Origin of the sequence: Paenibacillus sp. M2 (assembly GCF_046713495.1) — a bacterium.
GTDB lineage: Bacteria > Bacillota > Bacilli > Paenibacillales > Paenibacillaceae > Paenibacillus > Paenibacillus amylolyticus_B.
This window is the reverse complement of sequence record NZ_CP169648.1, coordinates 793,231-818,902: the sequence shown is the minus strand read 5'-3', so window position 1 is coordinate 818,902 and position 25,672 is coordinate 793,231. Positions and strand designations below refer to the sequence as shown.

Here is a 25,672-nt window from a genome sequence, read left to right as displayed (position 1 = left end):
ACTCTAAGAAATACGTATCCCTCATTTGGGCATGCCAAAAGGGGGCTTGCTGTCCGCATCTGGTTGCATGCGACTCTCAGCCGTATCTCCTCGTAGTCCGGAAATTTACGGTTCCCGGGTAGATACTTCCGGGCCCTATTCCCGGCGTTATACGAGCAAATATCTATCAAACTATCTTCGTTCATTTTTGTAATCTCTTATTACATATTTCGTTCCTACTCGACCTTATTCTTACCTGATCGACACATCTAACATTCTAACAATCCCCTACAGCTAATGTCAACTTAAAGACGAACATTTAACATATTGACAAATATAATGTTCGGGAATTGCTTCTTTGAATTCGCTCAGCCATCCATTTCATCCCATAAAAGAAAGCCGGCTCCTCTTCAATCTCTCGAAGACAACCGGCTCCCTGCTTTTCAGTGCGTGCACACTTCATCCATTATTTTACGACAAGTACTGGAACCTGAGCATGCTGCACCACATTGTGACTGACACTACCCAGGACAAATTCCCGAATTCCACCAAGTCCACGACTACCAATAATAATGATATCAGAATCATTTTCTTTGGCAAAATCAAGCAACACTTCGGCTGCCGCCCCTTGAATCAGATCCACATTGGCCGTTACACCAGCAGCCTGAATTCGTTCTTTCGCTTCATCTGTCGTTTGCACCGCCAGATTGTAGTAGTCATTATTAAGTGAAGGTGGCAGTGGCGCCAACCCCTCACCGATGAATACACGCGGGAAATCAAAAGCATGAATGACATCCAGTACAGCATTCGGGGACACTTTGGCTAGCTCAATTGCACGATCAAGTGCTTTATTTGAAGCTTTGGAACCATCATAAGCCACTAATATTTTAGAAAATAACATGTGAATCCCGTCCCTTCCTTATATATGTAGAGCACGCGAAGCAAGCTTCGGTCTAACATCCAATAAACTAACATAAGCATATAACTTCTTAAACGTTCCGGAGCCACAATGAACCATTTATACGAAAGAATTTACATATGAAACCTGTGAACGATTACGCGTGTGTTTCAAGTGTTCATTGAATAAAGTAACCATAGATTACCGCATTCAGGAACAACAACAACGGAATGCCAATGGTGAAGCTGGGATGTTTGGTCTTATGCCTTTTCCGATACATCGCGATCCAGACTCCCAAAGCACCGCCAATAAACGCAAGCAAGAATAACGTTCGTTCAGGTGTACGGTCACGACGCTGTTGTGCACGCCTCTTATCATCCGACATCACCAGATAACCAACTACATTAATAAATAAAAACCACAATATAAGTCCGGTTTGCATATAATTCTAGCGATCCCCCTGTCCCGGGACATCTCCCTGTCTCCATTATAGTCCTCATCAGAGACATGTTCAACGCACCAGGTAGGGAACCGCAAATTTGTGTAAAATGCTACATCGCCCTGACCTAGGACTCCTGTTTTGGAATACCGTTCAGACTTGGTGCTCTTTTGGCTGCTTTGTCCGGGCGCACAGCGATACTCTCTTCCCGAATACTGTCTTTGTTTTGCTGGTTATGGATTTTCTCTGGTTTGTTATGCGGCATATAGGTATCACCTCCTTGGCTTACGTTGCCTGAAAACGGAGGATCTTATACGACTTTACAAGTATGAATAGAAAAGTCTCAATCAGTTTATTTGGAGTAAATAAGTAAATTATTCACATGGTTCGTAGTGCACGAGGTACGACCTCAACTACCTCAAGCGTGTTACTTTCCCTTTTTCTCCATAGCCGCCTTCAGCAAATCTCCAAGGTTAGACCCAATAGACTCCTGTTTCGCATATTGTTTTACCAGCTTTTGCTGATCGCGTTTGTTCACATGCTGTTTGTCCTTATCCAACGTTTCTGTAATACCACAAGGTAGACATTGTACGTATAACCCCGCCTTGCCTTCTTTGATTTCCATCTTTTTGTGGCACTGCGCACAACGACGATTGGACAATCTTTTCTCTGCCGAACGACGATATCCACAGTCCTCGGTAGGACATACAAGAAACTTGCCTCGCTTGCCTTTCTTCTCCAACAACCGTGCGTTACAGTCCGGGCAATGGCTATTGGACACATTATGTGGCTTGTACTCTGCTTTGCTGCCTTTTACCGTAGACACCAGCTCTTTCGCCATTGAACGAATACTATCCAGGAACGGTCCTGGTTTCCCTTGCCCACGTGCAATTCGTTCCAACTCAGCCTCCCAGCGAGCAGTCAGATCCGGTGTACGAAGCTGCGGAGCAGCCAGTTCAATCAACTGTTTTCCTTTGCCAGTCGGGTGCATGCTGTTGCCTTGACGATCTATTGTATCGGAACTGACCAGCTTCTCGATAATATCCGCACGTGTAGCCGGAGTACCGAGTCCATGCTTTTCCATCTGGGAAAGCAAAGCAGCTTCGGTATACCGTTTGGGCGGCATCGTCCGTCCACTTTTAATATGACAACGCTGAACCGTCACGGACTGTCCTTGCTGCACATCTGGCAAAAGCGCACGCTCATGGTCTGCTGCATCATCAGTACGGTCATCGTCATCATCGCTGTAATCGCCGCCGTATACTTCACGCCATCCGCTTTCTTTCACCGTTGTACCTTTGACATGGAAGGAATCATTCCCCACCTGCACCGTGATTGCAACGGAATCGTACTTCGCTGCCGGATAGAACAGGCTGATAAAACGACGTACGATCAGATCGTACAATTTGCGTTCCTCCGGGTTCAATTGATTCAGAAGTACCGTTTGCTCCGTGGGGATAATGGCATGGTGATCGGTCACTTTGCTGTCATCCACAATACGTTTGGTGATATTCAGATTTTTGCGCAGCAAAGGACGTGCCAGAGACGCATAAGGTCCAATGGCTACACTGTCCAGACGTTCTTTCAATGTAGCTGTCATGTCGGCAGTCAGGTACCGGCTGTCCGTACGTGGGTACGTCACAAGTTTGTGCTGTTCATACAGACGTTGCAGGACATTTGATGTTTGCTTTGCCGAGAAACCATATTTCCGATTGGCATCCCGTTGCAGTTCCGTCAGGTCATATGCCAGTGGATGTGGCTCTACTTTCTCACTTTTCTTCACCTGAGCAATCGTGCCCTTGCGCCCGTCTACCCGCTTCTTCAATTCTTGCATTTCTTGAGGGTTGAAAATGCGTGAATCTCCCCCTGCTGCCCGCCAAACAGCCTGAAAATCGCCCAAATCTGCCGTTAACGTCTCATATTCCTGCGAGCGGAACCCATTAATTTCATTTTCTCTATCCATAATCATGCCCAAGGTCGGAGTTTGGACCCGTCCAGCAGACAACTGTGCATTGAAACGAACGGTTAGCGCACGGGTCACGTTAAGTCCAATCATCCAGTCGGCCTCGGCCCGGCAACGTGCTGATTCATAGAGACGGTCGAACTGACTGCCTGGCTTCAGCGAAGCAAATCCGTCTTTGATCGCCTTATCTGTCTGGGACGAAATCCACAGACGTTTGAACGATTTTTTCCACCCCGCCATCTGCATGATCCAACGGGCCAGTAATTCTCCCTCACGGGCCGCATCCGTGGCAATGACCAACTCGCCCACATCCTGTCGTTTCATCAACTGCTGCACGGCTTTATATTGATGGTTGGTCTCTTTAAGTACCTTCAGTTTCGTACGTTCTGGCAGAATTGGCAGGTCCTCCAGATTCCATGTTGCATACTTCTTGTCGTAATCCTCCGGTTCAGCTAATCCAACCAGATGTCCAAGCGCCCAGGTAACAATATATTTTGGGCCTTCCATATAACTTTTATGTTTATCACGTGCACCCATAACTCTGGCTATTTCGCGTGCCACAGACGGTTTTTCTGCGAGTACCAATGTCTTCAATTCATATCTCTTCCTCTCTGGTAGAACGTTATGTCTCTTTTATTCCTATCTTTTCATTATATCATTTCACACGAAAGGTATGCTCTGTCATCTCTACTTCCTAATCTACTCGTATCCTGTAACCTCATTTTTAATCAATATATCGAACAGATGTCATATTTACTCACATTATAATAATTAATAGTTTTCCTGAGCTCACGTAAATAGAAGCATGAATAAGGTTTTATACTGATCAATATTGATGTATACGTTTTTTTGGATAAATATAAACATTGTAAGATTACCTCACATGACTATACAATGTGTCAAAAGCATAGAAACAGAATCGCTGCTAGCACACATCAATGAGACACAGGAAGGGAGAGTGGATGCATGACTTATCATGGATCTGTATTGAAAAAAAGTGGGGCTTTGTTACTGGCGGGAGCTGTTGTTGCCACAACATGGGGAGGAACGGTGCCTTCGGCATCAGCCGCAACGGCAACGCCTACGAGTAAAACAATAGTAGCTGCTGTATCCAAAGGAAAAGCGCCTGTTACTCCGGCAGCATTTGTTCAGGCCATGGAAGAAGCGGCAACACTTGCAGGTGTTCCTTTTACCATGGACAAATTCTCCGGCACAACCGTACAACGTAAAGATGCTGCGGTTGCCTTGCAACAATGGCTCAAGCTGGATTCGACTACCGAATCATTTAAGGATGTCCCGGATGAAGCCACTTTCGCAGGTGCTGTTGGTGCATTAAATACCGCAGGGTTAATGAAAGGTTATACCGATTCCCTCTTCCTTCCAAACGCTGTACTTACCGAGAATGACCTATCCATACTGAAAGACCGCATTTATAACTACATAAAACCGTTTGTCTTGGAGGAAGCAACCATTATGGATCTCCAGGCCGCAATGACGCAAGGAAAACTGACATCAAAAGAGCTGGTTCAGAAATATCTGGACCGCATTGAAAAATACGATGATCAAGGTGTAAGCATAAATGCCGTATTAACTTTGAACCCGGATGCGCTCCAAATTGCGGAGCAATTGGATGAAGAACGTACAGCTCAAGGTGCCCGCGGACCTCTGCATGGCGTTCCGATTCTGGTGAAAGACAATTTCGATACCAATGACATGCCGACAACTGCAGGCTGTATCTGTCTGAAAGATTCCATTCCTGCTCACGATGCTGAACAAGTGAAGAAACTCAAAGCAGCTGGCGCCATTATTTTGGGCAAAACAAACCTACATGAATTCGCATTTGGCATCACGACATCCAGCTCATTGGGTGGACAAACACTTAACCCTTACGCCCTGGACCATTATCCAGGTGGCTCAAGCGGTGGAACAGGTGCTGCCATTGCATCTAACTTTGCCGCAGCCGGCATGGGTACAGACACTGGCGGTTCAATCCGAATCCCATCCAGCTTCAACAGCCTTGTGGGTATCCGCCCAACCATCGGACTGTCTAGCCGTGAAGGCATTATTCCATTGGCTTTGACACAGGATGTCGGTGGACCAATGGCTCGTACCGTAAGTGATGCCGCAATCATGCTGGATGCTACAGCCGGCTATGACAAAAAAGATGTCGCTACAGCTTACGCGGTTGGGAAAATCCCCTCCAGCTACACTGATTTCTTGGATGTAAACGGGTTGAAAGGTGCACGCATCGGTGTGGCCACAGAACTCATCCCAAGTACCAAAGCTGAAGAAAAAGCCGTTGCTGACGTAATCAACACAGCTGTGGAAGAATTGAAGTCACTTGGCGCTACCGCAGTTCCAATTTCTATCCCGAACTTGGCCGAGATCAACAAATACCCAAGCCTTAGTGGATATGAATTCAAGTTCCAGCTGAATAACTATCTGGAATCAATGGGTGCAGATGCTCCATATCACAGTCTGTCCGAGATCATCGCTTCCGGAGAGTTTGATAAGTCCCAAGAACAATCCATGAAGGCTCGGGATGCACGCCAAACCCTGGAGACTACCGAATATAAGGACATCGTCCTGAAACGTACCCAAGTTACACGTGAATCCTTGCTGAAAGTAATGGCAGATAATAATCTGGATGCCATCATCTATCCTACGTCCACACAAGCCGCTGGTGTTATTGGCGAAGGACAAAACTCCGGTGGTAACAACCGTTTGAGTCCGTTCTCCGGCTTCCCGGCGATTACGGTTCCTGCTGGTTTCACAACCGATGGTCTGCCTGTAGGCATGGAATTCCTGGGCCGTGCTTTTGATGAAGGAACTTTGATCAAACTGGCTTATAGCTACGAACAAGGAACTCATCACCGCCAAGCTCCTAAGCTTACGCCGTAAAATATTTATGGGATTAAGCATTTCCTGTTAACACAAAGAATTAAAACGAGTTAACTCAGGAAATAGACCACCATCTTCATGACTGCATGAAGTTTGGGTGGTCTATTTTAATTTCTCTATTTATTTTTGTGTTGCATACAATCGTATGTTACTCATTACTGAACCTTGTCCGGCACGCCCCATCTCAGTACCAGACCTGCGTACGTCAGACCACCGCCAAAGCCAAAGAGAGCTACGCTCTGTCCTTCTTTCAATTTTCCTTCATCCACTGCAAGCTGTAAAGCAAGCGGAATGGAAGCAGCCGATGTGTTCCCACGATACTCGACACTGGTTAACGTACGTTCCAAAGGAACAGGACCACGTTCGCAAACAGCTTCAATCATTCTCATATTTGCACTATGCGGGACAAACCAGTCAATCTGGTCAGGGCTTAATTCAGCTTTTGTTATCAGCTTATCCAATTGCTCTGGGATCGTCCGTACAGCCCACTTATAAATCTCTCTGCCATTCTGGACAAGACATCCCTCACCCTGTAAAGGCACACCATTCATCTCAGAAGATAAGCCAGTCTTATAGAGATGTACACCGCCTTCTCCATGTGTACCTGATACGGCTGCCATAAAGTCACCTTCAGCACCCGATGATCTCTCCACCAAGAAGGCCCCCGCTCCATCACCAAACAGTACACAAGTTGTACGGTCTGTATAATCCGTAATTTTGGATAATGTCTCTGCTCCAATAACCAGTACTTTGCGGTACATTCCACTGGTCACCAGACTGTCAGCTAGCTGTAGTCCGTAGGTAAAACCTGCGCATGCAGCATTTAAATCCAGTACACCCGTGTGTGGGATCTTAAGGTTAGCCTGTACTCTGGATGCCGTACTTGGGAAAGCATATTCAGGTGTACTTGTAGCCACAAGGATCATATCCACATCTTTTACACTTACATCATAACGACGTATCATATCTTCTACAGCCTTCGTAGCCAGGTCAGATACAAATTGATCTTCAGCTGCAATTCGCCGTTCTCTCATACCTGTACGTTGCACAATCCATTCGTCACTAGTCTCCACTAATTTCTCCAGATCAGCATTCGTTAATATTCGATCCGGTACATACGTCCCCATTGCCGTGATGGTTGCCTTTGATTGATGATTCATACCGGTAGTCACCTCACTTGTTTTTTATCATTATAGCACTAAGTCTTAGTAGTTGGTACTAATCTTTTTATAATCTTTACTCAATTTATACTTGGAATCAGCATTACTTTTATCCGCTTGAAGAGATGTTTCTGAACCATTACCCTATTTACGAGCTTTCTAAAGACACTTTGTCCTTATATAAGGGTTACATCAGTCGAATTAAAAATTTCAGGTTAAGGTGAACCTCAATAACGGGGATGGGGGATTGACATTTCTGCTAGCTACGTTTGAAGAAACGGATACAAAATCATATAAAAAACAGGTTATCGCAATATCGACAACCTGTTCCATAATTATAATAGTGGGGTTATGAACTTCACTTCCGGAAACCGACTATCGGGTCCATTCATTAAGATTCCACCCTTTTCTTTCAGATACATATCAAAGAAATCCAGCATATAGGAATTAATAATGAAATTCGCTCTATCGGGCGCAATCTTCCCTGTAATACCCAGAATTTTAAAAATTGGAGAAATGAACTGCACGTCTGTAAAATTTAAATGCTCCGCATTATCGATATATAGAACTTGTCCCCCTGCGGCAACTGTTTTACGCATCCGATCAAGCTCCAACTTTTTGTCTTTCCTTTCTTGATCCACCCACTCTCTTGTATTACCCATACGTTCAAGTTCAACATCCGTGTAGACTCGGTGATCGATCAACATTTTTAATTTTTCGTATCCACTTTCCGAGTTCATGAACAAAATCGGCTTCCGCAGGCCCTCTTTGTCATGCAGACCATAAAGTCCTCCATCAAGGTCTATCCCAGCTTTTATTCGTGGATCGTAAGAAGCATCATAGGCCGTCGCTCCTCCAATGGAATGACCGAACACTCCTATATGACCCACATCCACCCTCCCTTTTAGCTGACTTGGAATTTTCCCCGATTGAATCAGTTCGAATTGGTCCAGCACAAACACCACATCGTCGGTTAACACTTTTCCCAACTTGTCACGGTTTTCTCTTTCTGTTCTGTAATCATGTTCGGGTGAAAACAAATCGCTGGTTGTACTGGTCGTGATTTGACCATCCGGAAACCCGGTTGCAAATGTATTATAGGTGTGGTCGATCACTGCCACGATATATCCGTGACTCGCCAGATTTTCGGCTTGTGACGTGTGAAGAAACCTGGAGGAACCAAAGCCGGGATTTGCAAGAATCAATGGGTATGAGCCCTGAACTGAAGAGACTTCAGTCGCCAAGTAAGCATGACTGGATACATACTGCAGGTGTTGAAAAGTAAACCCGGGGAGGCCATAATTCTCCGCCATATAAGATAAGATTCGGGGATTAGGGATAAATGGAGTATACTTCCCAGTGCCAGCTTCAGCCGGATACCACACCTGAACCATTAATTCTCTCTTGCCTGTCTCTGATTTCCCGAATGTCTCCTCCCGGTTTGGATCGACGAAATGAAAGACTTGTGTGCCTACTTTTAACTTGCCAGTTGGTGCTGGAAGGTCAAAAACCGGAAACACATAGTGGATACAGACTGTTGCGATCAGCCCAATTGCAATAAAAAGCGGACCAAGCACTCTCGGAATTCGGGAGGCTGGCCACACTCCTTTCTGCGTTCGAACAACTTTTATAAGAGAAAACATGAACATCAGGGTCGTAAATCCGTATAAGAATACAAGCTGAATCCTGTATCCTTCAACAAGAAAATGTATCACTAAAAGAATGATGCCGACTCCGCTTGTCAGGAGCAAAGCTGTTCTTCGTATACGTTGATTGGGAATGAACAAAAATGCCAATAAACATACACTAGAGAAGAATAATAGGATTTCAAATAACCTCACGCCAATTCCCCCTGAAATTCAACCCCATCGATGGATAGGATTAGTATACAGGAGCTACTAGGTTGATTGTATTGATCTATCTTGCAATTGCCTTACAATCGTGTAAGTGAAGTGAGAGGGTCATAAGAAACAGCCCAACAAATGTGAGCTGTTCCTCTTTCATAGATCAAATTAGATAAACAAAAAAAGACACACTCGATATCATCAAGTGTGTCTTTAGATTGCTTGGCGGCGTCCTACTCTCCCAGGACCCTGCGGTCCAAGTACCATCGGCGCTAGAGGGCTTAACGGTCGTGTTCGGGATGGGTACGTGTGGAACCCCTCCGCCATCGCCACCAAACGCATAGCTTAATTAACATTTCAGAGTTGTTGTTCTCTGAAAACTAGATTCGAAACGAAACACGCGAATTATCACTTGCTATTGGATAAGCCCTCGACCGATTAGTACTGGTCAGCTCCATGCATTGCTGCACTTCCACCCCCAGCCTATCTACCTCGTCGTCTTCAAGGGGTCTTACATACTGGGAAATCTCATCTTGAGGGGGGCTTCACGCTTAGATGCTTTCAGCGTTTATCCCGTCCGTACATAGCTACCCAGCGGTGCTCCTGGCGGAACAACTGGTACACCAGCGGTACGTCCATCCCGGTCCTCTCGTACTAAGGACAGCTCCTCTCAAATTTCCTACGCCCACGACAGATAGGGACCGAACTGTCTCACGACGTTCTGAACCCAGCTCGCGTACCGCTTTAATGGGCGAACAGCCCAACCCTTGGGACCTACTTCAGCCCCAGGATGCGATGAGCCGACATCGAGGTGCCAAACCTCCCCGTCGATGTGGACTCTTGGGGGAGATAAGCCTGTTATCCCCAGGGTAGCTTTTATCCGTTGAGCGATGGCCCTTCCATGCGGTACCACCGGATCACTAAGCCCGACTTTCGTCCCTGCTCGACTTGTAGGTCTCGCAGTCAAGCTCCCTTATGCCTTTGCACTCTTCGAATGATTTCCAACCATTCTGAGGGAACCTTTGGGCGCCTCCGTTACTCTTTAGGAGGCGACCGCCCCAGTCAAACTGCCCACCTGACACTGTCCCCGCACCGGATTACGGTACCAGGTTAGAACCTAGATACGATCAGGGTGGTATCCCAACGTTGCCTCCACACAAGCTGGCGCTCATGCTTCAAAGGCTCCCACCTATCCTGTACAGATCGTACCCAAATTCAATATCAAGCTGCAGTAAAGCTCCATGGGGTCTTTCCGTCTTGTCGCGGGTAACCTGCATCTTCACAGGTATTAAAATTTCACCGGATCTCTCGTTGAGACAGCGCCCAAGTCGTTACGCCATTCGTGCGGGTCAGAATTTACCTGACAAGGAATTTCGCTACCTTAGGACCGTTATAGTTACGGCCGCCGTTTACTGGGGCTTCGGTTCACAGCTTCGGGATTACTCCCTAACCACTCCCCTTAACCTTCCAGCACCGGGCAGGCGTCAGCCCGTATACTTCGCCTTACGGCTTCGCACAGACCTGTGTTTTTGCTAAACAGTCGCTTGGGCCTTTTCACTGCGGCCCCCTCGTGCTATTCACACTACCGGGGCACCCCTTCTCCCGAAGTTACGGGGTCATTTTGCCGAGTTCCTTAACGAGAGTTCTTCCGCGCGCCTTAGAATACTCTTCTCGCCTACCTGTGTCGGTTTGCGGTACGGGCACCTTCACCTGGCTAGAGGCTTTTCTTGGCAGTGTGAGATCATGACCTTCGCTACTATAATTTTCGCTCCCCATCACAGCTCAGCCTTACAATGTGCGGATTTGCCTACACATCAGCCTTACTGCTTAGACGGACATCCATCAGTCCGCGTCACTACCCTACTGCGTCCCCCCATTGCTCATAACGGCTTACGGTGGTACAGGAATTTCGACCTGTTGTCCTTCGACTACGCCTTTCGGCCTCGCCTTAGGTCCCGACTTACCCTGAGCGGACGAGCCTTCCTCAGGAACCCTTAGGCTTTCGGCGGATCAGATTCTCACTGATCTTTTCGTTACTCATACCGGCATTCTCACTTGTATAATGTCCAGCGCTCCTTACGGTACACCTTCAACCCTTATACAACGCTCCCCTACCCCTGATGCAAAGCATCAAGCCATAGCTTCGGTGGTGTGTTTAGCCCCGTTACATTTTCGGCGCAGAGTCACTCGACCAGTGAGCTATTACGCACTCTTTCAATGGTGGCTGCTTCTAAGCCAACATCCTGGTTGTCTGTGCAACTCCACATCCTTTCCCACTTAACACACACTTGGGGACCTTAGCTGATGGTCTGGGCTGTTTCCCTTTTGACAATGGATCTTAGCACTCACTGTCTGACTCCCGGAAGTAAGTCTATGGCATTCGGAGTTTGACTGAGCTTGGTAACCCTTGCGGGCCCCGCACCCAATCAGTGCTCTACCTCCACGACTCTGTTTTCCGAGGCTAGCCCTAAAGCTATTTCGGGGAGAACCAGCTATCTCCGAGTTCGATTGGAATTTCTCCGCTACCCCCACCTCATCCCCGCATTTTTCAACATGCGTGGGTTCGGGCCTCCAGTGCGTGTTACCGCACCTTCACCCTGGACAGGGGTAGATCACCCGGTTTCGGGTCTACGTCCACGTACTAATTCGCCCTATTCAGACTCGCTTTCGCTGCGGCTCCGGCTCTTCACCTTAACCTTGCACGGGAACGTAACTCGCCGGTTCATTCTACAAAAGGCACGCCATCACCCCTAAAACGGGCTCTGACTTTTTGTAAGCACACGGTTTCAGGTTCTATTTCACTCCCCTTCCGGGGTGCTTTTCACCTTTCCCTCACGGTACTGCTTCACTATCGGTCGCTAGGAAGTATTTAGCCTTGGCAGATGGTCCTGCCGGATTCATACGGGGTTTCACGTGCCCCGCACTACTCGGGATCCGTCTCGGAGGGAACAGACTTTCAACTACAGGGCTTTTACCTTCTTTGGCGGGCCTTTCCAGACCTCTTCGCTTAACCGGTTCCTTTGTAACTCCATGTGAGACGTCCCACAACCCCAAAGAGCAAGCTCTCTGGTTTGGGCTTCTCCGCGTTCGCTCGCCGCTACTGACGGAATCACTATTGTTTTCTCTTCCTCAGGGTACTTAGATGTTTCAGTTCCCCTGGTATGCCTCTACACAACCTATGTATTCAGTTGTGAGTAACTGGAAATTACCCCAGCTGGGTTTCCCCATTCGGACACCCCCGGATCAAAGCTTGCTTACAGCTCCCCGAGGCAGTTTCGTTGTTCGCCACGTCCTTCATCGGCTCCTAGCGCCTAGGCATCCTCCGTGTGCTCTTAGTAGCTTAACCATTTTGTTCCGGTTTCGACTGCTTGCTTCCCTTGTTTTGCTTGCGCAAAGCCAAAAGTCGCTCCCATTCGATACCATCACAAAAGCAATTTAACTACCTTTATAAACACTTCACTTGTTTACACAAGATCAGCTTAAAGGAATGTTCTAATTCGCGTTTGTTTCGTTTCGATATCTAGTTTTCAAAGAACAAGCTCCATGCAAAAGCAAGCTGTTTTGAGAGTTTGAGCTCTCAAAACTGAGCAACGAGTGAGTTAAAAGCTTTACGAAGTAAAGCTCGCTTCGGAAGCATGCTTCCTGAAGACTTATATTTGAATGTTTCCGTTGCAGGAAACGATTCTCCATAGAAAGGAGGTGATCCAGCCGCACCTTCCGATACGGCTACCTTGTTACGACTTCACCCCAATCATCTATCCCACCTTCGGCGGCTGGCTCCTTGCGGTTACCCCACCGACTTCGGGTGTTATAAACTCTCGTGGTGTGACGGGCGGTGTGTACAAGACCCGGGAACGTATTCACCGCGGCATGCTGATCCGCGATTACTAGCAATTCCGACTTCATGCAGGCGAGTTGCAGCCTGCAATCCGAACTGAGACCGGCTTTGTTGGGATTGGCTCCATCTCGCGATTTCGCAGCCCGTTGTACCGGCCATTGTAGTACGTGTGTAGCCCAGGTCATAAGGGGCATGATGATTTGACGTCATCCCCACCTTCCTCCGGTTTGTCACCGGCAGTCTATCTAGAGTGCCCACCCGAAGTGCTGGCAACTAAATATAAGGGTTGCGCTCGTTGCGGGACTTAACCCAACATCTCACGACACGAGCTGACGACAACCATGCACCACCTGTCTCCTCTGTCCCGAAGGAAAGATACATCTCTGTACCGATCAGAGGGATGTCAAGACCTGGTAAGGTTCTTCGCGTTGCTTCGAATTAAACCACATACTCCACTGCTTGTGCGGGTCCCCGTCAATTCCTTTGAGTTTCAGTCTTGCGACCGTACTCCCCAGGCGGAGTGCTTAATGTGTTAACTTCGGCACCAAGGGTATCGAAACCCCTAACACCTAGCACTCATCGTTTACGGCGTGGACTACCAGGGTATCTAATCCTGTTTGCTCCCCACGCTTTCGCGCCTCAGCGTCAGTTACAGCCCAGAGAGTCGCCTTCGCCACTGGTGTTCCTCCACATATCTACGCATTTCACCGCTACACGTGGAATTCCACTCTCCTCTTCTGCACTCAAGTCACCCAGTTTCCAGTGCGATCCGGGGTTGAGCCCCGGGATTAAACACCAGACTTAAATGACCGCCTGCGCGCGCTTTACGCCCAATAATTCCGGACAACGCTTGCCCCCTACGTATTACCGCGGCTGCTGGCACGTAGTTAGCCGGGGCTTTCTTCTCAGGTACCGTCACCTTGAGAGCAGTTACTCTCCCAAGCGTTCTTCCCTGGCAACAGAGCTTTACGATCCGAAAACCTTCATCACTCACGCGGCATTGCTCCGTCAGGCTTTCGCCCATTGCGGAAGATTCCCTACTGCTGCCTCCCGTAGGAGTCTGGGCCGTGTCTCAGTCCCAGTGTGGCCGATCACCCTCTCAGGTCGGCTACGCATCGTCGCCTTGGTGAGCCGTTACCTCACCAACTAGCTAATGCGCCGCAGGCCCATCCCCAAGTGACAGATTGCTCCGTCTTTCCAGTTCTCTTCAGGCGAAGAAAACAATTATTCGGTATTAGCTACCGTTTCCGGTAGTTGTCCCAAACTTGAGGGCAGGTTGCCTACGTGTTACTCACCCGTCCGCCGCTAACCATCAGAGAAGCAAGCTTCTCTTCAAGTCCGCTCGACTTGCATGTATTAGGCATGCCGCCAGCGTTCGTCCTGAGCCAGGATCAAACTCTCCAATAAAGTATTGAAAAGAGCGATAAGCTCATTTTGAATCTGACGAGATTAAAAATCTCATTTGTGCTCCAGTCGATCCAAGCCAAAGCTTGTCTCAACTTTCGCGTTCATTCTGCAAGCAGAATGTTTACTCACTCGTTGTTCAGTTTTCAAAGATCAAACTTGTTACGTTACCGAATGTTGTTCTCTTCAGCAACTCTTATATAATATCATGTCCGAACCAACTTTGCAAGCTCTTTTTTTAAGTTTCTTTCGAAGCTTATTTCAACCGCTTGCCGCACCGTGTATCTCGTGTTTTTTTGGCCGGAAATAGAATATACCATGTACAGCTACGGAACACAAGTCTTTTTTCGAAAAACATTAAATCTTATAAAATAAGTTCCCTGCTGTCCTTTTAGCAAGTATCTCCTTATTATCGACCAGATGATACATCCGGTTATAAATTTTAATGAATCGGAGTAATAGAGAAACACATGTTGTATACAGTACAGACTCATCACGTTATAGAAACTTATTAGCCGATGATTTCATTGGATAAACAACCAACAAATCATAGATCATTATATTCATTCCTTCTATATAGAAGGAAAACATTTCTGAGATTTATTTTTCCCAAGAAAAGAATACAAAAAAAGCGAAAGCTCAGGGGCTAATCCCGTGGCTTCCGCTTTTTTCATATATAAGGTAACAAACTTATCTCCGTATTCTTCATTAAACCTAATGTACGCTTACTCCCCGCCAATAAATACATATCGGCAGACTACAATGAGCGCCAAGATCCACATAAGCCAGTGAATTTTAACTTTACGCTCTGTAACCAAGTTACTGAACACCGCCAGAATCACATAAGATACAATACCTGCGGAGATCCCGTTTGCGATTCCACCTGTGAAAGGCATCAATACAATGGTAAGGAACGCAGGGAAAGCTTGCAGGAAATCATCCCACTCAATGCTGCGCACTTGACTCATCATAAGCACACCCACGATGATCAATGCCGGAGCCGTCGCAGCGGATGGAACAACGAGCGCAAGCGGAGCGATAAACAGAGCCAAAATGAACAACAAACCTGTCGTTACCGAAGTCAGTCCTGTACGTCCACCTGCCTCAACACCTGAAGCACTTTCAACGTATGCCGTAATGGTACTTGTACCGAGTGCAGCACCTGCGCTGACACCAACTGCATCGACGAGCATCGCTTTACCGATCGTTTTCTCGCCTTTTTTCTTATCCTTCATAATCCCCATACGTGTTGCAGTACCTACCATCGTACCAAACGTGTCGAACAACTCAACGAAGGTAAAGATGAAGATGATCTCGAACAATCCGAGACTGATGGCTCCTTTCAAATCTAGCTGTCCAACCGCCAGATCACTGAAATTAGGCAACCAGCTTGCGCCTGAAAGACCACTCAGATTCGTAACGCCCATCGGAATACCAATCAGCGTTGTTGCTACGATCCCGATCAGCAGAGCGCCTTTGACGCGCATAACCATCAGTATAGCAATAAGGAGCAAACCAATCAGGGCCAGTAATGCATCGTGATGTGTTACAAAGTTGCCCAATGACAGGTTAAAACTGCTACCTGGAATCGGCTGACTCAGATCTGCGTCTGGTGCAACATTAACTGTTACAGCCACGAGATTAGCAAGTTTGAAACCAATAATGGTAATAAAGAGACCGATACCCACCGTAATGGCCATTTTGATCGACTGCGGAACTGCTACCAGCAGCATTTGCCGAATCTTCGTCACGGTCAAAATAATGAACACAATACCGGAAAGGAATACCGCTCCGAGAGCTGCCTGCCAAGTAATCGCTCCATTCGAGCTTAGAACGACAGTCATGAAGTATGCATTCAATCCCATACCTGGTGCAAGCGCGATCGGAATATTCACGAACAATCCCATAATAATAGTCATTAATCCGGCGCCGACGGCTGTTGCAAAGAATACTGCATTATCCGACATCCCCGCACCGGCTTGTCCCAAGAACAACGTATTCACAAAAAGAATGTAAGCCATTGTCATAAACGTAGTGAGACCCGCAACAATCTCCGTTCTAACATTTGTTCCGTTTTCTTTTAATTTAAAGAAACGATCCATAATTACTAACTCCCCCTTAGAGATGTTGAAGCCATATTGAAAAACGACAAATGACCCTGATGAAGATTCTTCACCCAGGGTTCAGCTGACAAGGAGTGGCATGATGCCTTTACTAAGAACAAAAAAAATTCTAATGTGCGTGATGTCCCCGCAATCATGTAGAATTCATGTGCTTAGCCTTCTCCTCTTCGTAGCCAGATCATTAGGGTGATCTCGTAGAGACTCCCGGGCCAATCCCCAGGATTATACGAATAAGTATGCGCTATTTGTTTGTTTCCCATCACTATTTTAGGAGGGCAGTATGTTTTTGTCAATGAGAAAAACGAATATTAATCTCACCCTTGTATAATATCGTTCGTATTATTTAACAGATTGAACCAGTTCAGCGGTTTACAACCCAATTGTATGCGTTTTTTTCGGTGAAATCTCAATGGAATATGTTCATTCTGTCAGACTGAAAGTTCAGCATTTCAACCTAAAAAAGCTAACCTGATCAAAGAGCAGAAGCGCTCTAATCAGGCTAGCTTATGTTTCTGATGCGTTTTTAGCAGTCAGGTGAATGATGATCTAGGAATAACGATGTCTCGTATTCCGAAGGCATATACTCATTAGGTATATGGAGCAATTTGCGACATGTTCCGGAGAATTTTTTTTGCCGGATCAGTCCTATGTTAATTAGATCTCTGTCTGAGGAGTATCCTGTATCTCTTGTTGTTCCTGATTCGCGTTTGTTGTTGTGTCAGAGGATAACTCCTGGTTTCTGGTCTGATCGGAAGAAGCATCCGCTGCCTCTAAATTCGTAAATGGAAAGTCCCCCGAACCGGAAGCCAGATCTTGCACACCTGAACCGCATCCTGCCAGCATCACCATCAGAAATGCACTTCCAATGCCCATCTTCCATTTGCTCATATAGTCGGTTTTACGCATACATTCAATCTCCTTTCAGTAGGCATATAGCTCTTAGTATGTACTTATTGTACAGGCTGGACCTGAAAGGATCATGAAGTGAACTTTAAAATGGGATTAATTTTGAGAGTGTACTATTTGTAAAAAAAGTACCCAATGAAAACTTGATCACAATATTCTTCTTATAAAAAAAAGCCCTTTTATTTGCGAAATACCGCAGATAAAAGAGCATTTTTATAATCTATCGTTCAGAGTCTATACCCTATTCCCACTCGATTGTTGCAGGTGGTTTGGATGTTACGTCATAAACGATACGGTTTACGTTATCAACTTCGTTAACAATCCGTACGGAGATTTTCTCCAGCACATCCCAAGGAATACGTGCCCAGTCCGCAGTCATACCGTCGATGGATGTTACTGCACGGATACCTACAGTGTAGGAATACGTACGCGCATCACCCATAACGCCAACACTCTTCATGTTAGGCAGGGCTGTGAAGTACTGCCAGATTTCACGGTCGAGACCGGCTTTGGCAATCTCTTCACGCAGGATGTAGTCTGAGTCACGAACAATTTTAAGTTTTTCTTCGGTAACCTCACCAAGAACACGGATCGCAAGGCCCGGACCAGGGAACGGCTGACGATGAACAATTTCGTCCGGCAGGCCACACTCGGTACCGACTTTACGTACTTCATCCTTGAACAACGTGCTCAGCGGTTCGATCAGTTTGAAATTCATGTCTTCAGGCAGACCGCCCACGTTGTGGTGGGATTTGATGGTCTGTGCAGTCGCTGTACCACTTTCCACGATGTCCGTGTAGAGTGTACCTTGTGCCAGGAATGCAAAGTCATCGAACTGCTTGGACTCTTCGTCAAATACGTAAATAAACTCGTTACCGATGATTTTACGTTTTTGTTCTGGATCATCCACGCCAGCCAGTTTGGACATGAAGCGCTCTTGTGCATCAATTTTGACAACTTTCATGTCGAATTTGCCGACAAACGTCTCCATTACACTTTCTGCTTCACCTTTACGCAACAGACCGTGGTCGATAAACATACATGTCAGTTGATCACCAATGGCTTTGTGAAGCAATGCAGCTACAACGGAAGAATCCACACCGCCGCTAAGCGCACACAGTACTTTACTGTCGCCCACTTTTTCACGAATGTCTTTGATGGTGTCATCGATGAATGTCTCCATCGTCCAGTTGCCTTCGCAACCACAGATTTCGAACAGGAAGTTACGAATCATGTCGTTACCGCGAACAGAGTGACGTACCTCAGGGTGGAACTGAACAGCATACAATTTACGCTCATCGTCACTCATGGCAGCGATTGGCGCACTTTCCGTGCCTGCATCCAGTTTGAAACCTGGAGGAAGTGTAACCACGTGGTCACCGTGACTCATCCATACCGTATGTTCGCCTTCAATACCTTTTGCCAGTGTAGATCCAGCAGCAAACTCAAGATCTGCTTTACCGTACTCTCGCTTCTCGGAACGTTCTACTTTACCTTCGAGCTGTTGGGCCATAAGCTGCATTCCGTAGCAGATACCGAAGATTGGCAAGCCCAGGTCATAGACACCTGGGTCCACGTGGGGAGCATTCTCAGCGTATACGCTGGACGGCCCACCTGAAAATACGATTCCTTTTGGTGCCATTTCTGCGATCTTTTCCGCCGGTGTGTTATACGGCAAAAGCTCGCTGTATACGCCAAGATCCCGGATTCTTCTGGCGATTAACTGGTTGTATTGGCCCCCAAAGTCAAGGACAACCACAATCTCATTCTGCTTATTCATAACCGTGCCTCCCTCAATTCAATGAAACTAATTATACGCAACGACAAAACATACCGTCAAGGAAAGGCGAAACTCCTTTTTTCGACATATCAAAACAGGATTACCAAATGCCTCTAAATATGAAATTCCGAATAGAAAAGCTTGGCAGCAAGATGCTGGTTCAAGTGTATGATCGTGGAAAGACGCCTCGTTCGCAGCGCAGCGCGAAAGGCGTCTTATGTATGGCATGCAGCGATGAACCAAACGCTGCATTTAAAAACAGTGCGCCAGCAATGGCGATCTTCATCTGCCCACAAGCTACCCTCAAGCGGCCAAGCTTTATTGGAAATCGATAGCGATTGTATGCTTTGGTGTAACGTTGTAACATCCTTGTGTTACAACGCCTGTAAGCGCCGGGCCAGATGAAGTGCCCGGCGCAGGAAGTCCAGACTGTCCGTGCGCAGCGGACGGTCTGGACCGTACAGCAGCCGTTCCCAGTCGGCTGCAAACCGCGCGATGTCCGCGCCGTCCGCGCCTGCGGCCAAAGCCGGTGACGCTGCATATTCACGCAGCGTCATATCCGGCGGCCGCGGGCCGTACCGGCGCGCGAGCGCGGACCAGACCGGAGCGGCGGCACCCAGCAGCCGCTCGCGGTCTGGAAAGCTGCTGCGCGGCCACGCCAGCAGCAGCCCTAACCGCAGCGCGGGGCGTAGCCGCCGCATGCGGACCAGAGCAGCGGCGCCCAGCAAGGCCGCTGCCACAAGGGCTGCCGCGAGCCATGGCTCCGCGGCAATGGCCCGTGCGCGGGCGAGCAGCCATGCGCCCGCGTTAGCCAATCCGCCGATCATATACGGCGGATTCTCCACAACAGGCTGCGGCCCGGCGAGCGCTGCGACATCTTCGCCCGCGCCTTGCGCCATGGTGAAGCCTGGCGTGGCCTCAAACGGCATCCAGCCTGCACCCGGAAAATACACCTCTACCCAAGAATGTGCATCTCCCTGTGAAATCACATACTGACTGGGCACATCCGGGTCAGCAACTCCGGAGCCAAAACCTTTAACCCAGCGTGCGGGGATACCTTCCGAACGAAGTAACACAATCATGGCTGTGGAGAAATGATTGCAATACCCCTGCCGGGTGACGAATAGAAAATCGTCCACAAAGTCTGTTCCTCGCGGTGGCATACGGGTATCCAACGTATACTCGGCATGAGCAGCCAGATAAGTCTTGACGGCCTGCACAGCGTCATACCGGGTCTCACTGCCTTGAATAACTTCCTTGGCGAGCGTCTGCACTCGACCAGGGAGTGACGTAGGCAATTGCAGATAGTCCCTCCGAATGGCTGCCGGATCTTTCTCTTTATTCGTTTCCTCAAGCAGACGTAACTGTTCAGGTGTTGCGACAGGAACCATGACATCTGCCGAATAATTTTTAACTATCTTATCGTTTCCGGAGCCTGCGAGCCACAATGTTGCCGAATCTCGATTAGACAGCAAGGAAAACATGTTTTCCTGATTATCCTTGTTCTTGTCCTGGAACGATACGTTGACCGGTATGCCCCCGGTAAAGAGTGGATTTGGTCCTTTCCACTCTCGCTGCATCGTAACGGTTTGGCGAATGCGACTCCAATAGGTTGGATTCTCCCAACCATCAGCACGCAGCATTCCGGATGGACTTGCCGTTTCGAAGCTTTGACCCGGATCACTCCAAGTACTACCGTTATAATATGAACGGGTCTCCCCTCGCCAATACGTCACTTTTGGACTCTTTGCTATAAAAAAGATGGAGTTCCCCTGCACCAACGGTGCTCCCATAGGCGCGTCCGCTGTGCTATATCCCGTGACTGCCGTTGCAGCAGGGATACTACTGTGCTGTGTATAACCTGCCCAGCGAGCTATGCGTTCACCCATCTGTTCCAGAGATATGCGTTCCGGTTGAGGAATGGAAGCAAACTGGCCAGGTAATGCTGATAAAAACACCATACCTGCAGATGCAACGATAGTTACTGCACTCCAACGGCCATAAGGGCTGCCGCGATAACTCGGAGTAGTGACTGCTGCATTGAGACGTAATAGCTGGAGCAGAGCCTGTATAAGAAAAGTCCATAGGACAGACCGCATTACAGAAGCATACACATCCAGCCCCGCAAAAGATTCAAGCAAAAGCAAATAGAGCAGCGTTGCACTGCCAAACAGCATAACACTTCGACGTAACAACACAAGGGATTGCACAGAAGCCATGAGCATGCTCCAGCCGCACATCATGAACAAACCTCTCGTTTCTGTACTAATCGAGTGAAATCGCCAGTTATTTATAAAAGTGTCCATATCCGCTGAAAATATCCCCGGATAAGCGATCGCCCAACGGACAGGATCACTTCCTCCGTACATCAGGCATAAAGCAGCGAGTGCAATGAATAATCGGATCAGCACTCCGGTGATCCATCCTGTACGAATTAAACCCGCGAGCAACAATGCTCCCGTTAATCCCGCCATTACGGACAAGAACCGTTCACTGCCCTGCTGACCTGATGATGTAACAGGATATATCCACTCCAGAGACAGTATTAGTAAAATGGCCGAAATAACAATTTTGTACAGGACAGGTACGCTCACATATCCCTCATCCTTTATGTCCGTCACTGAATTCTGGTTCACAGCTTTATATACGGAATGGGCCGATTCTATTCTCGTACGGTCCGTTGACTCTAAGTCGGCCACAGTGAAATTGGGTTGCTGGTTACCATTACGCTCCCACATCCGTTACCTCCACCTTTCCCAATGAAGATAACGCAATGTCTGTAACCGCGTGGATCGGCACCCCGCTGTGACGAAGCCGTTCCAAACTTAAGCTGTCATATCCCAATCCATTCATCAATCTATCCGTTAATCCTAATTCGCTCTGGTTCGCTTCAGTCAATTGCACCTCTACACGATAACTCGACCCGATTGCAGTTATGATCCATTCGGCCAGAACCTGATCCATCTTACCTGTGAGAACCACAATTCGCGAACCGCTCGCCAGTCCATCCAACATCTCCGTTCGGAGTGAAACAGACACAGATTGTGCTTTGGATATTCGTGCCCCCGCTAGTCTGTCCAGTCCATGATTCTCATCATCTGCAAGGAATGACCCATGTTGCCATTGATCTTGTGCACCATGGCTCTTATCTCCGCCTTCCATCCACAGATGATAAGGAATGTCATCCCGCTCAGCGGTATGAATCCAGCTGGCTGCTGCACGAACCACTCGTTCAAAAGCAGGTGCATCCATGTTCTCCCGTTGTTTTACGTCATACCCCGACGCGCCCTCATACACAAGGATACCCAGTGAGGCAAGATCCGTGGTATCGGGCAGAAAGGTCTGAAGTTTTCCCGTTTTGGCTGTACTTTTCCAATGAACTCGTCCCAGTGGGTCACCCTGCTGATATTCACGAAACTCGGGGCTACGGTTACCTTGGCTATTTCTTCGCTCCGACAGAGTCCCTTCGATCATCGCTGCGAATTCTACCGAATCCCCCTTCCCCCAAGCCGTTGCTTGAGGAACAACAATCAAGGGTGTACCTCCTGCGGTCTCTGCGGAGAGGGTATTCCAGCCAAACATATCACCCCAGTACAATCTGCCCGTATCCCATCTGTAGACCCCTCTGCGTAAACCGGAACATTCATATTGATAGGAAAATTGTCGCCGTGTGCCCGGGAAAATCAATTTGCGATGAACACCTGCAGGTGTGTTCTCACACAGAACGATCCATAACAATGGAATACGGCAATTGAATTCCAGTTCGACCAGAACCCGTACCTGCTCGCCTGCCTCAATCCGGTTCGCGTTTATTTTCCGACGGATGTGAATACGCCGTGGTCCGAACCAATGGAGAAGCAGACCTCCTGTGAACATCAAGAAAGCTATAACGGATAGAAACAACGCCGCTTTGCCCCCATGCCACTGATACAAGGAAGCAAAAGCGACCACCAAGACAGCACTCACAATCCGTTGTCCCAGCGCAGTCATTGCCTCCGTCCCCTTCCCTGTGATGCCATTTGTACAGGTACCGGGACCGATGACAATGCTTCTTCAATCACTTGTACTTGTCCCCAAACCTCCGCTCTGTTCTGGGCCTTCAATTGAATACGGTGGGAAAGGACAGGCACAGCTACCTCTTTCACATCATCCGGAATGACATAACTGCGTCCTTGAAGATAGGCAAATGACTGCGCGGCAGCCATCCAGGCCAGTGTTCCACGCGGACTGATGCCCAGTCTGACCGCCGGAAGGCTGCGAGAGGCTACAGCAACGGCCACCAGATACTGTTTGACGACGGGATCAACATGTACCTGTTTGACTTCACGCTGCATGGCTACGACCTCTTCAGCAAGCAGGACAGGGCGAAGTTCATCAAGCGCTTCTCTACTTTGCATACGGATTAACAATTCCAATTCCTGTTCCGGATCGGGATACCCCAGTCCAATTCTCATGATAAATCGATCCAGCTGCGCTTCAGGCAGACGGTACGTACCCTCGAACTGTAACGGATTCTGTGTCGCCAACAGAAAGAACGGACGTGGCAAGGCATAGGTTGTGCCATCAACCGTAATACGCCGTTCCTCCATTGCCTCCAGCAGGGCAGACTGAGTGCGTGGTGAAGCGCGATTTATTTCATCAGCCAGGACAACGTTGGACATGACAGGTCCAGGCCGAAACTTGAATTCAGATGTATGTGGATGATAGATTGAAGTGCCCGTAACATCTGCCGGCATGACATCGGACGTGAATTGAATCCGGCCCATGGAGCAGTCCAGTGCAGAAGCAACGGCACGAACCAGCATCGTTTTCCCGGTACCCGGCACATCTTCCAGAAGTACATGACCTCCACTGAGCATTGCAGTAAGGACATAACGAATCTCTGTTTTTTTGCCAATAATCACACTCTCAACACGCTTCATGACCCTGTTTAACAATTCAACAGCATGTTCATGTTCCATTCGGATATAAGACATTTCTCCTGATCTCCTTCCGTTCATCAGCATTCCTGAACCATAGTAATCTATGATTCAGTGTTGCCCGGAAGTAGAGAGAATAGTCCTGCAAGAATGACTTTCTTCAGATCATTTTATACTTAAATATGTTATTCATTGCTGAAATGGATCTGGAAGCGCCCGCCTTTACCGTCCACTCTGCTTCATTACTGGTTAAGGAATTCACCCTCAACCCCATCTGCTCCAGTAACTCACGTAATGGAACCCAGATGGTTCCACCATGACTCTGTACTGCCCCCGTTTCAATTGCCCCTGTTGTTGTCAGTGTTCCGCTCACACCGTCTGCATGAATCGTTCTTTCTTTCCATACTGCTATGGCTGTCCTTGTTTCAGAGTCCCAGCGAGTGCTGCCCCCGAATTTTTTCATAAAAGTACGCAAAGGCACCATGATTCGCTGACCCTCCATGCGGAACTCACCCGGTTGCAAGGTAGCCGCAGCCAATCCCACCTCTACCTTCAGCTTCTTGTTTGCAAGCCATAACGTCGCGTTCGCTTCTACATGCTCTGCGATCCAGGCCTTTCCCGGCGCCTTGCGGGCCTTATACTTACCATCTGGATGTACACGGAATTGAACTGGTTGATCTGTACTCTTTATGGTGTCAAAACGATATCCATGATCACGATAATATTTGATAATACCCGGAAGTGCTTTTACCGTTTCAGCATGTGCACCACCGTCATGCATCAGTACAATGACCGAACGTGCTCCCGCAGGTACTTTGGTCGAATTGCTGAGGATCTCTTTGGCCGGAACACCTTTACGCTTGGAATCCCCACTGTCGACGTTCCAATCCATGACGGTGTATCCACCCAGTTGGAGCAAATCAAAATAACTCTGGTCAAAATGCCCGTAGGTACCGCCTGGTGCCCGCACCAGATTCGGACGGAAACCGGTTATACGCTCCAGCACTTCCTCTGTCTGCTTGATCTGTTTCCAGAACACTTTAAAATCACTGTACAATTGTTCGTATTGATGATTAAACGTATGATTGCCCAAAGCATGTCCATCCTCCACTAGCCCCCGGATTAACTCGGGATAACGCTCTGCCTGCTCACCCAGCACAAAAAATGTAGCCAACACCTTCTCCTTACGCAAAATATCCAATACTTCACGGGTATGGTTACCCGGTCCATCGTCAAAACTCAGATAGACTACCTTGTCTTGAGTATTCTTATCTTCCGGGATTGGATCACCTGAGCCGGAAGCAGAAGATGCATAAGCCGTGCCTGCATATACAGCAAATGCACATAACAATATCGTAATTCGCACGAGAATGACATACCATTGTCCAGATAAAAACGTATGTATGGTTGTTGCAGAGTTTCCCCCTAATTCCTTGATTGTGAATTCCGGTCTCTGTACCATTTACGAATCGCCCTCCACCGTCTCTAGTGAATTTGCTGATAGACTTCAGCAGATTT

The 25,672-nt window shown here is 47.9% G+C and carries 14 protein-coding genes, 3 rRNA genes and 2 riboswitches; of the genes, 1 reads left to right on the top strand and 16 read right to left on the bottom strand.

All coding sequences use genetic code 11. The features are described from left to right. Positions 1 to 73 precede the first annotated feature (73 nt). Positions 74 to 175, bottom strand: a riboswitch (purine riboswitch). Positions 176 to 445: 270 nt separating this feature from the next. The 4 genes from ACETMN_RS03905 to ACETMN_RS03890 form a co-directional block, all read right to left on the bottom strand. After that, complete coding sequence (locus ACETMN_RS03905) at positions 446 to 880, bottom strand: universal stress protein (protein WP_076215141.1); 435 nt, start codon at positions 878 to 880, stop codon at positions 446 to 448. Positions 881 to 1,055: 175 nt separating this feature from the next. After that, the gene (locus tag ACETMN_RS03900; RefSeq protein WP_017690702.1) at positions 1,056 to 1,319 is read right to left on the bottom strand and encodes a DUF1294 domain-containing protein; all 264 of its coding nucleotides are present in this window, start codon (positions 1,317 to 1,319) and stop codon (positions 1,056 to 1,058) included. A gap of 124 nt (positions 1,320 to 1,443) precedes the next feature. Continuing rightward, a complete protein-coding gene (locus tag ACETMN_RS03895) occupies positions 1,444 to 1,581 on the bottom strand; it encodes a hypothetical protein (protein ID WP_017690703.1) in 138 nt (45 codons plus the stop codon). A 162-nt stretch (positions 1,582 to 1,743) separates the two neighbouring features. Then, positions 1,744 to 3,873, bottom strand: a complete 2,130-nt coding sequence (locus ACETMN_RS03890) for a DNA topoisomerase III (protein ID WP_149846270.1) — start codon at positions 3,871 to 3,873, stop codon at positions 1,744 to 1,746. Positions 3,874 to 4,245: 372 nt separating this feature from the next. On the opposite strand from ACETMN_RS03890, the gene ACETMN_RS03885 reads away from it, so the two are divergent. After that, entirely contained in the window at positions 4,246 to 6,180 is a 1,935-nt protein-coding gene (locus tag ACETMN_RS03885) for an amidase family protein (protein WP_411735789.1), read from the top strand. 155 nt (positions 6,181 to 6,335) lie between these two features. Here ACETMN_RS03885 and ACETMN_RS03880 read toward each other — a convergent pair whose 3' ends face one another. From ACETMN_RS03880 to ACETMN_RS03825, 12 genes are all read right to left on the bottom strand, one after another. Then, on the bottom strand, positions 6,336 to 7,340 hold the full coding sequence (locus ACETMN_RS03880) for a ketoacyl-ACP synthase III (RefSeq protein WP_411735788.1): 1,005 nt from the start codon (positions 7,338 to 7,340) through the stop codon (positions 6,336 to 6,338). A 335-nt stretch (positions 7,341 to 7,675) separates the two neighbouring features. After that, positions 7,676 to 9,181: an alpha/beta hydrolase family protein gene (locus tag ACETMN_RS03875; protein ID WP_411735787.1), complete on the bottom strand. Its 1,506-nt coding sequence runs from the start codon at positions 9,179 to 9,181 to the stop codon at positions 7,676 to 7,678. A gap of 223 nt (positions 9,182 to 9,404) precedes the next feature. Then, a 5S ribosomal RNA gene (gene rrf, locus ACETMN_RS03870) occupies positions 9,405 to 9,521 on the bottom strand. An 81-nt stretch (positions 9,522 to 9,602) separates the two neighbouring features. Continuing rightward, positions 9,603 to 12,530 (bottom strand): 23S ribosomal RNA (locus ACETMN_RS03865). Between the two features lie 346 nt (positions 12,531 to 12,876). Beyond that, positions 12,877 to 14,429: ribosomal RNA gene (locus tag ACETMN_RS03860) — 16S ribosomal RNA — on the bottom strand. The 16S, 23S and 5S rRNA genes sit together here, the layout of an rRNA operon. Positions 14,430 to 15,151: 722 nt before the next feature. Then, a complete protein-coding gene (locus tag ACETMN_RS03855) occupies positions 15,152 to 16,528 on the bottom strand; it encodes an NCS2 family permease (protein ID WP_047841443.1) in 1,377 nt (458 codons plus the stop codon). A 171-nt stretch (positions 16,529 to 16,699) separates the two neighbouring features. Next, a riboswitch (purine riboswitch) is annotated at positions 16,700 to 16,799 on the bottom strand. A gap of 404 nt (positions 16,800 to 17,203) precedes the next feature. After that, complete coding sequence (locus ACETMN_RS03850; RefSeq protein WP_146117124.1) at positions 17,204 to 17,437, bottom strand: hypothetical protein; 234 nt, start codon at positions 17,435 to 17,437, stop codon at positions 17,204 to 17,206. 259 nt (positions 17,438 to 17,696) lie between these two features. After that, entirely contained in the window at positions 17,697 to 19,235 is a 1,539-nt protein-coding gene (guaA, locus tag ACETMN_RS03845; protein WP_091018677.1) for a glutamine-hydrolyzing GMP synthase, read from the bottom strand. 374 nt (positions 19,236 to 19,609) lie between these two features. After that, complete coding sequence (locus ACETMN_RS03840; protein ID WP_091018681.1) at positions 19,610 to 21,973, bottom strand: DUF4129 domain-containing transglutaminase family protein; 2,364 nt, start codon at positions 21,971 to 21,973, stop codon at positions 19,610 to 19,612. Further along, positions 21,960 to 23,225, bottom strand: coding sequence for a DUF58 domain-containing protein (locus ACETMN_RS03835; RefSeq protein ID WP_411735786.1), 1,266 nt, complete (start codon positions 23,223 to 23,225; stop codon positions 21,960 to 21,962). Before ACETMN_RS03835 ends, ACETMN_RS03840 begins: the two co-directional genes overlap by 14 nt. Continuing rightward, complete coding sequence (locus tag ACETMN_RS03830) at positions 23,222 to 24,196, bottom strand: MoxR family ATPase (protein WP_341072394.1); 975 nt, start codon at positions 24,194 to 24,196, stop codon at positions 23,222 to 23,224. Before ACETMN_RS03830 ends, ACETMN_RS03835 begins: the two co-directional genes overlap by 4 nt. Positions 24,197 to 24,314: 118 nt before the next feature. Beyond that, a complete protein-coding gene (locus tag ACETMN_RS03825; RefSeq protein WP_091018687.1) occupies positions 24,315 to 25,616 on the bottom strand; it encodes a polysaccharide deacetylase in 1,302 nt (433 codons plus the stop codon). Positions 25,617 to 25,672 lie beyond the last annotated feature (56 nt).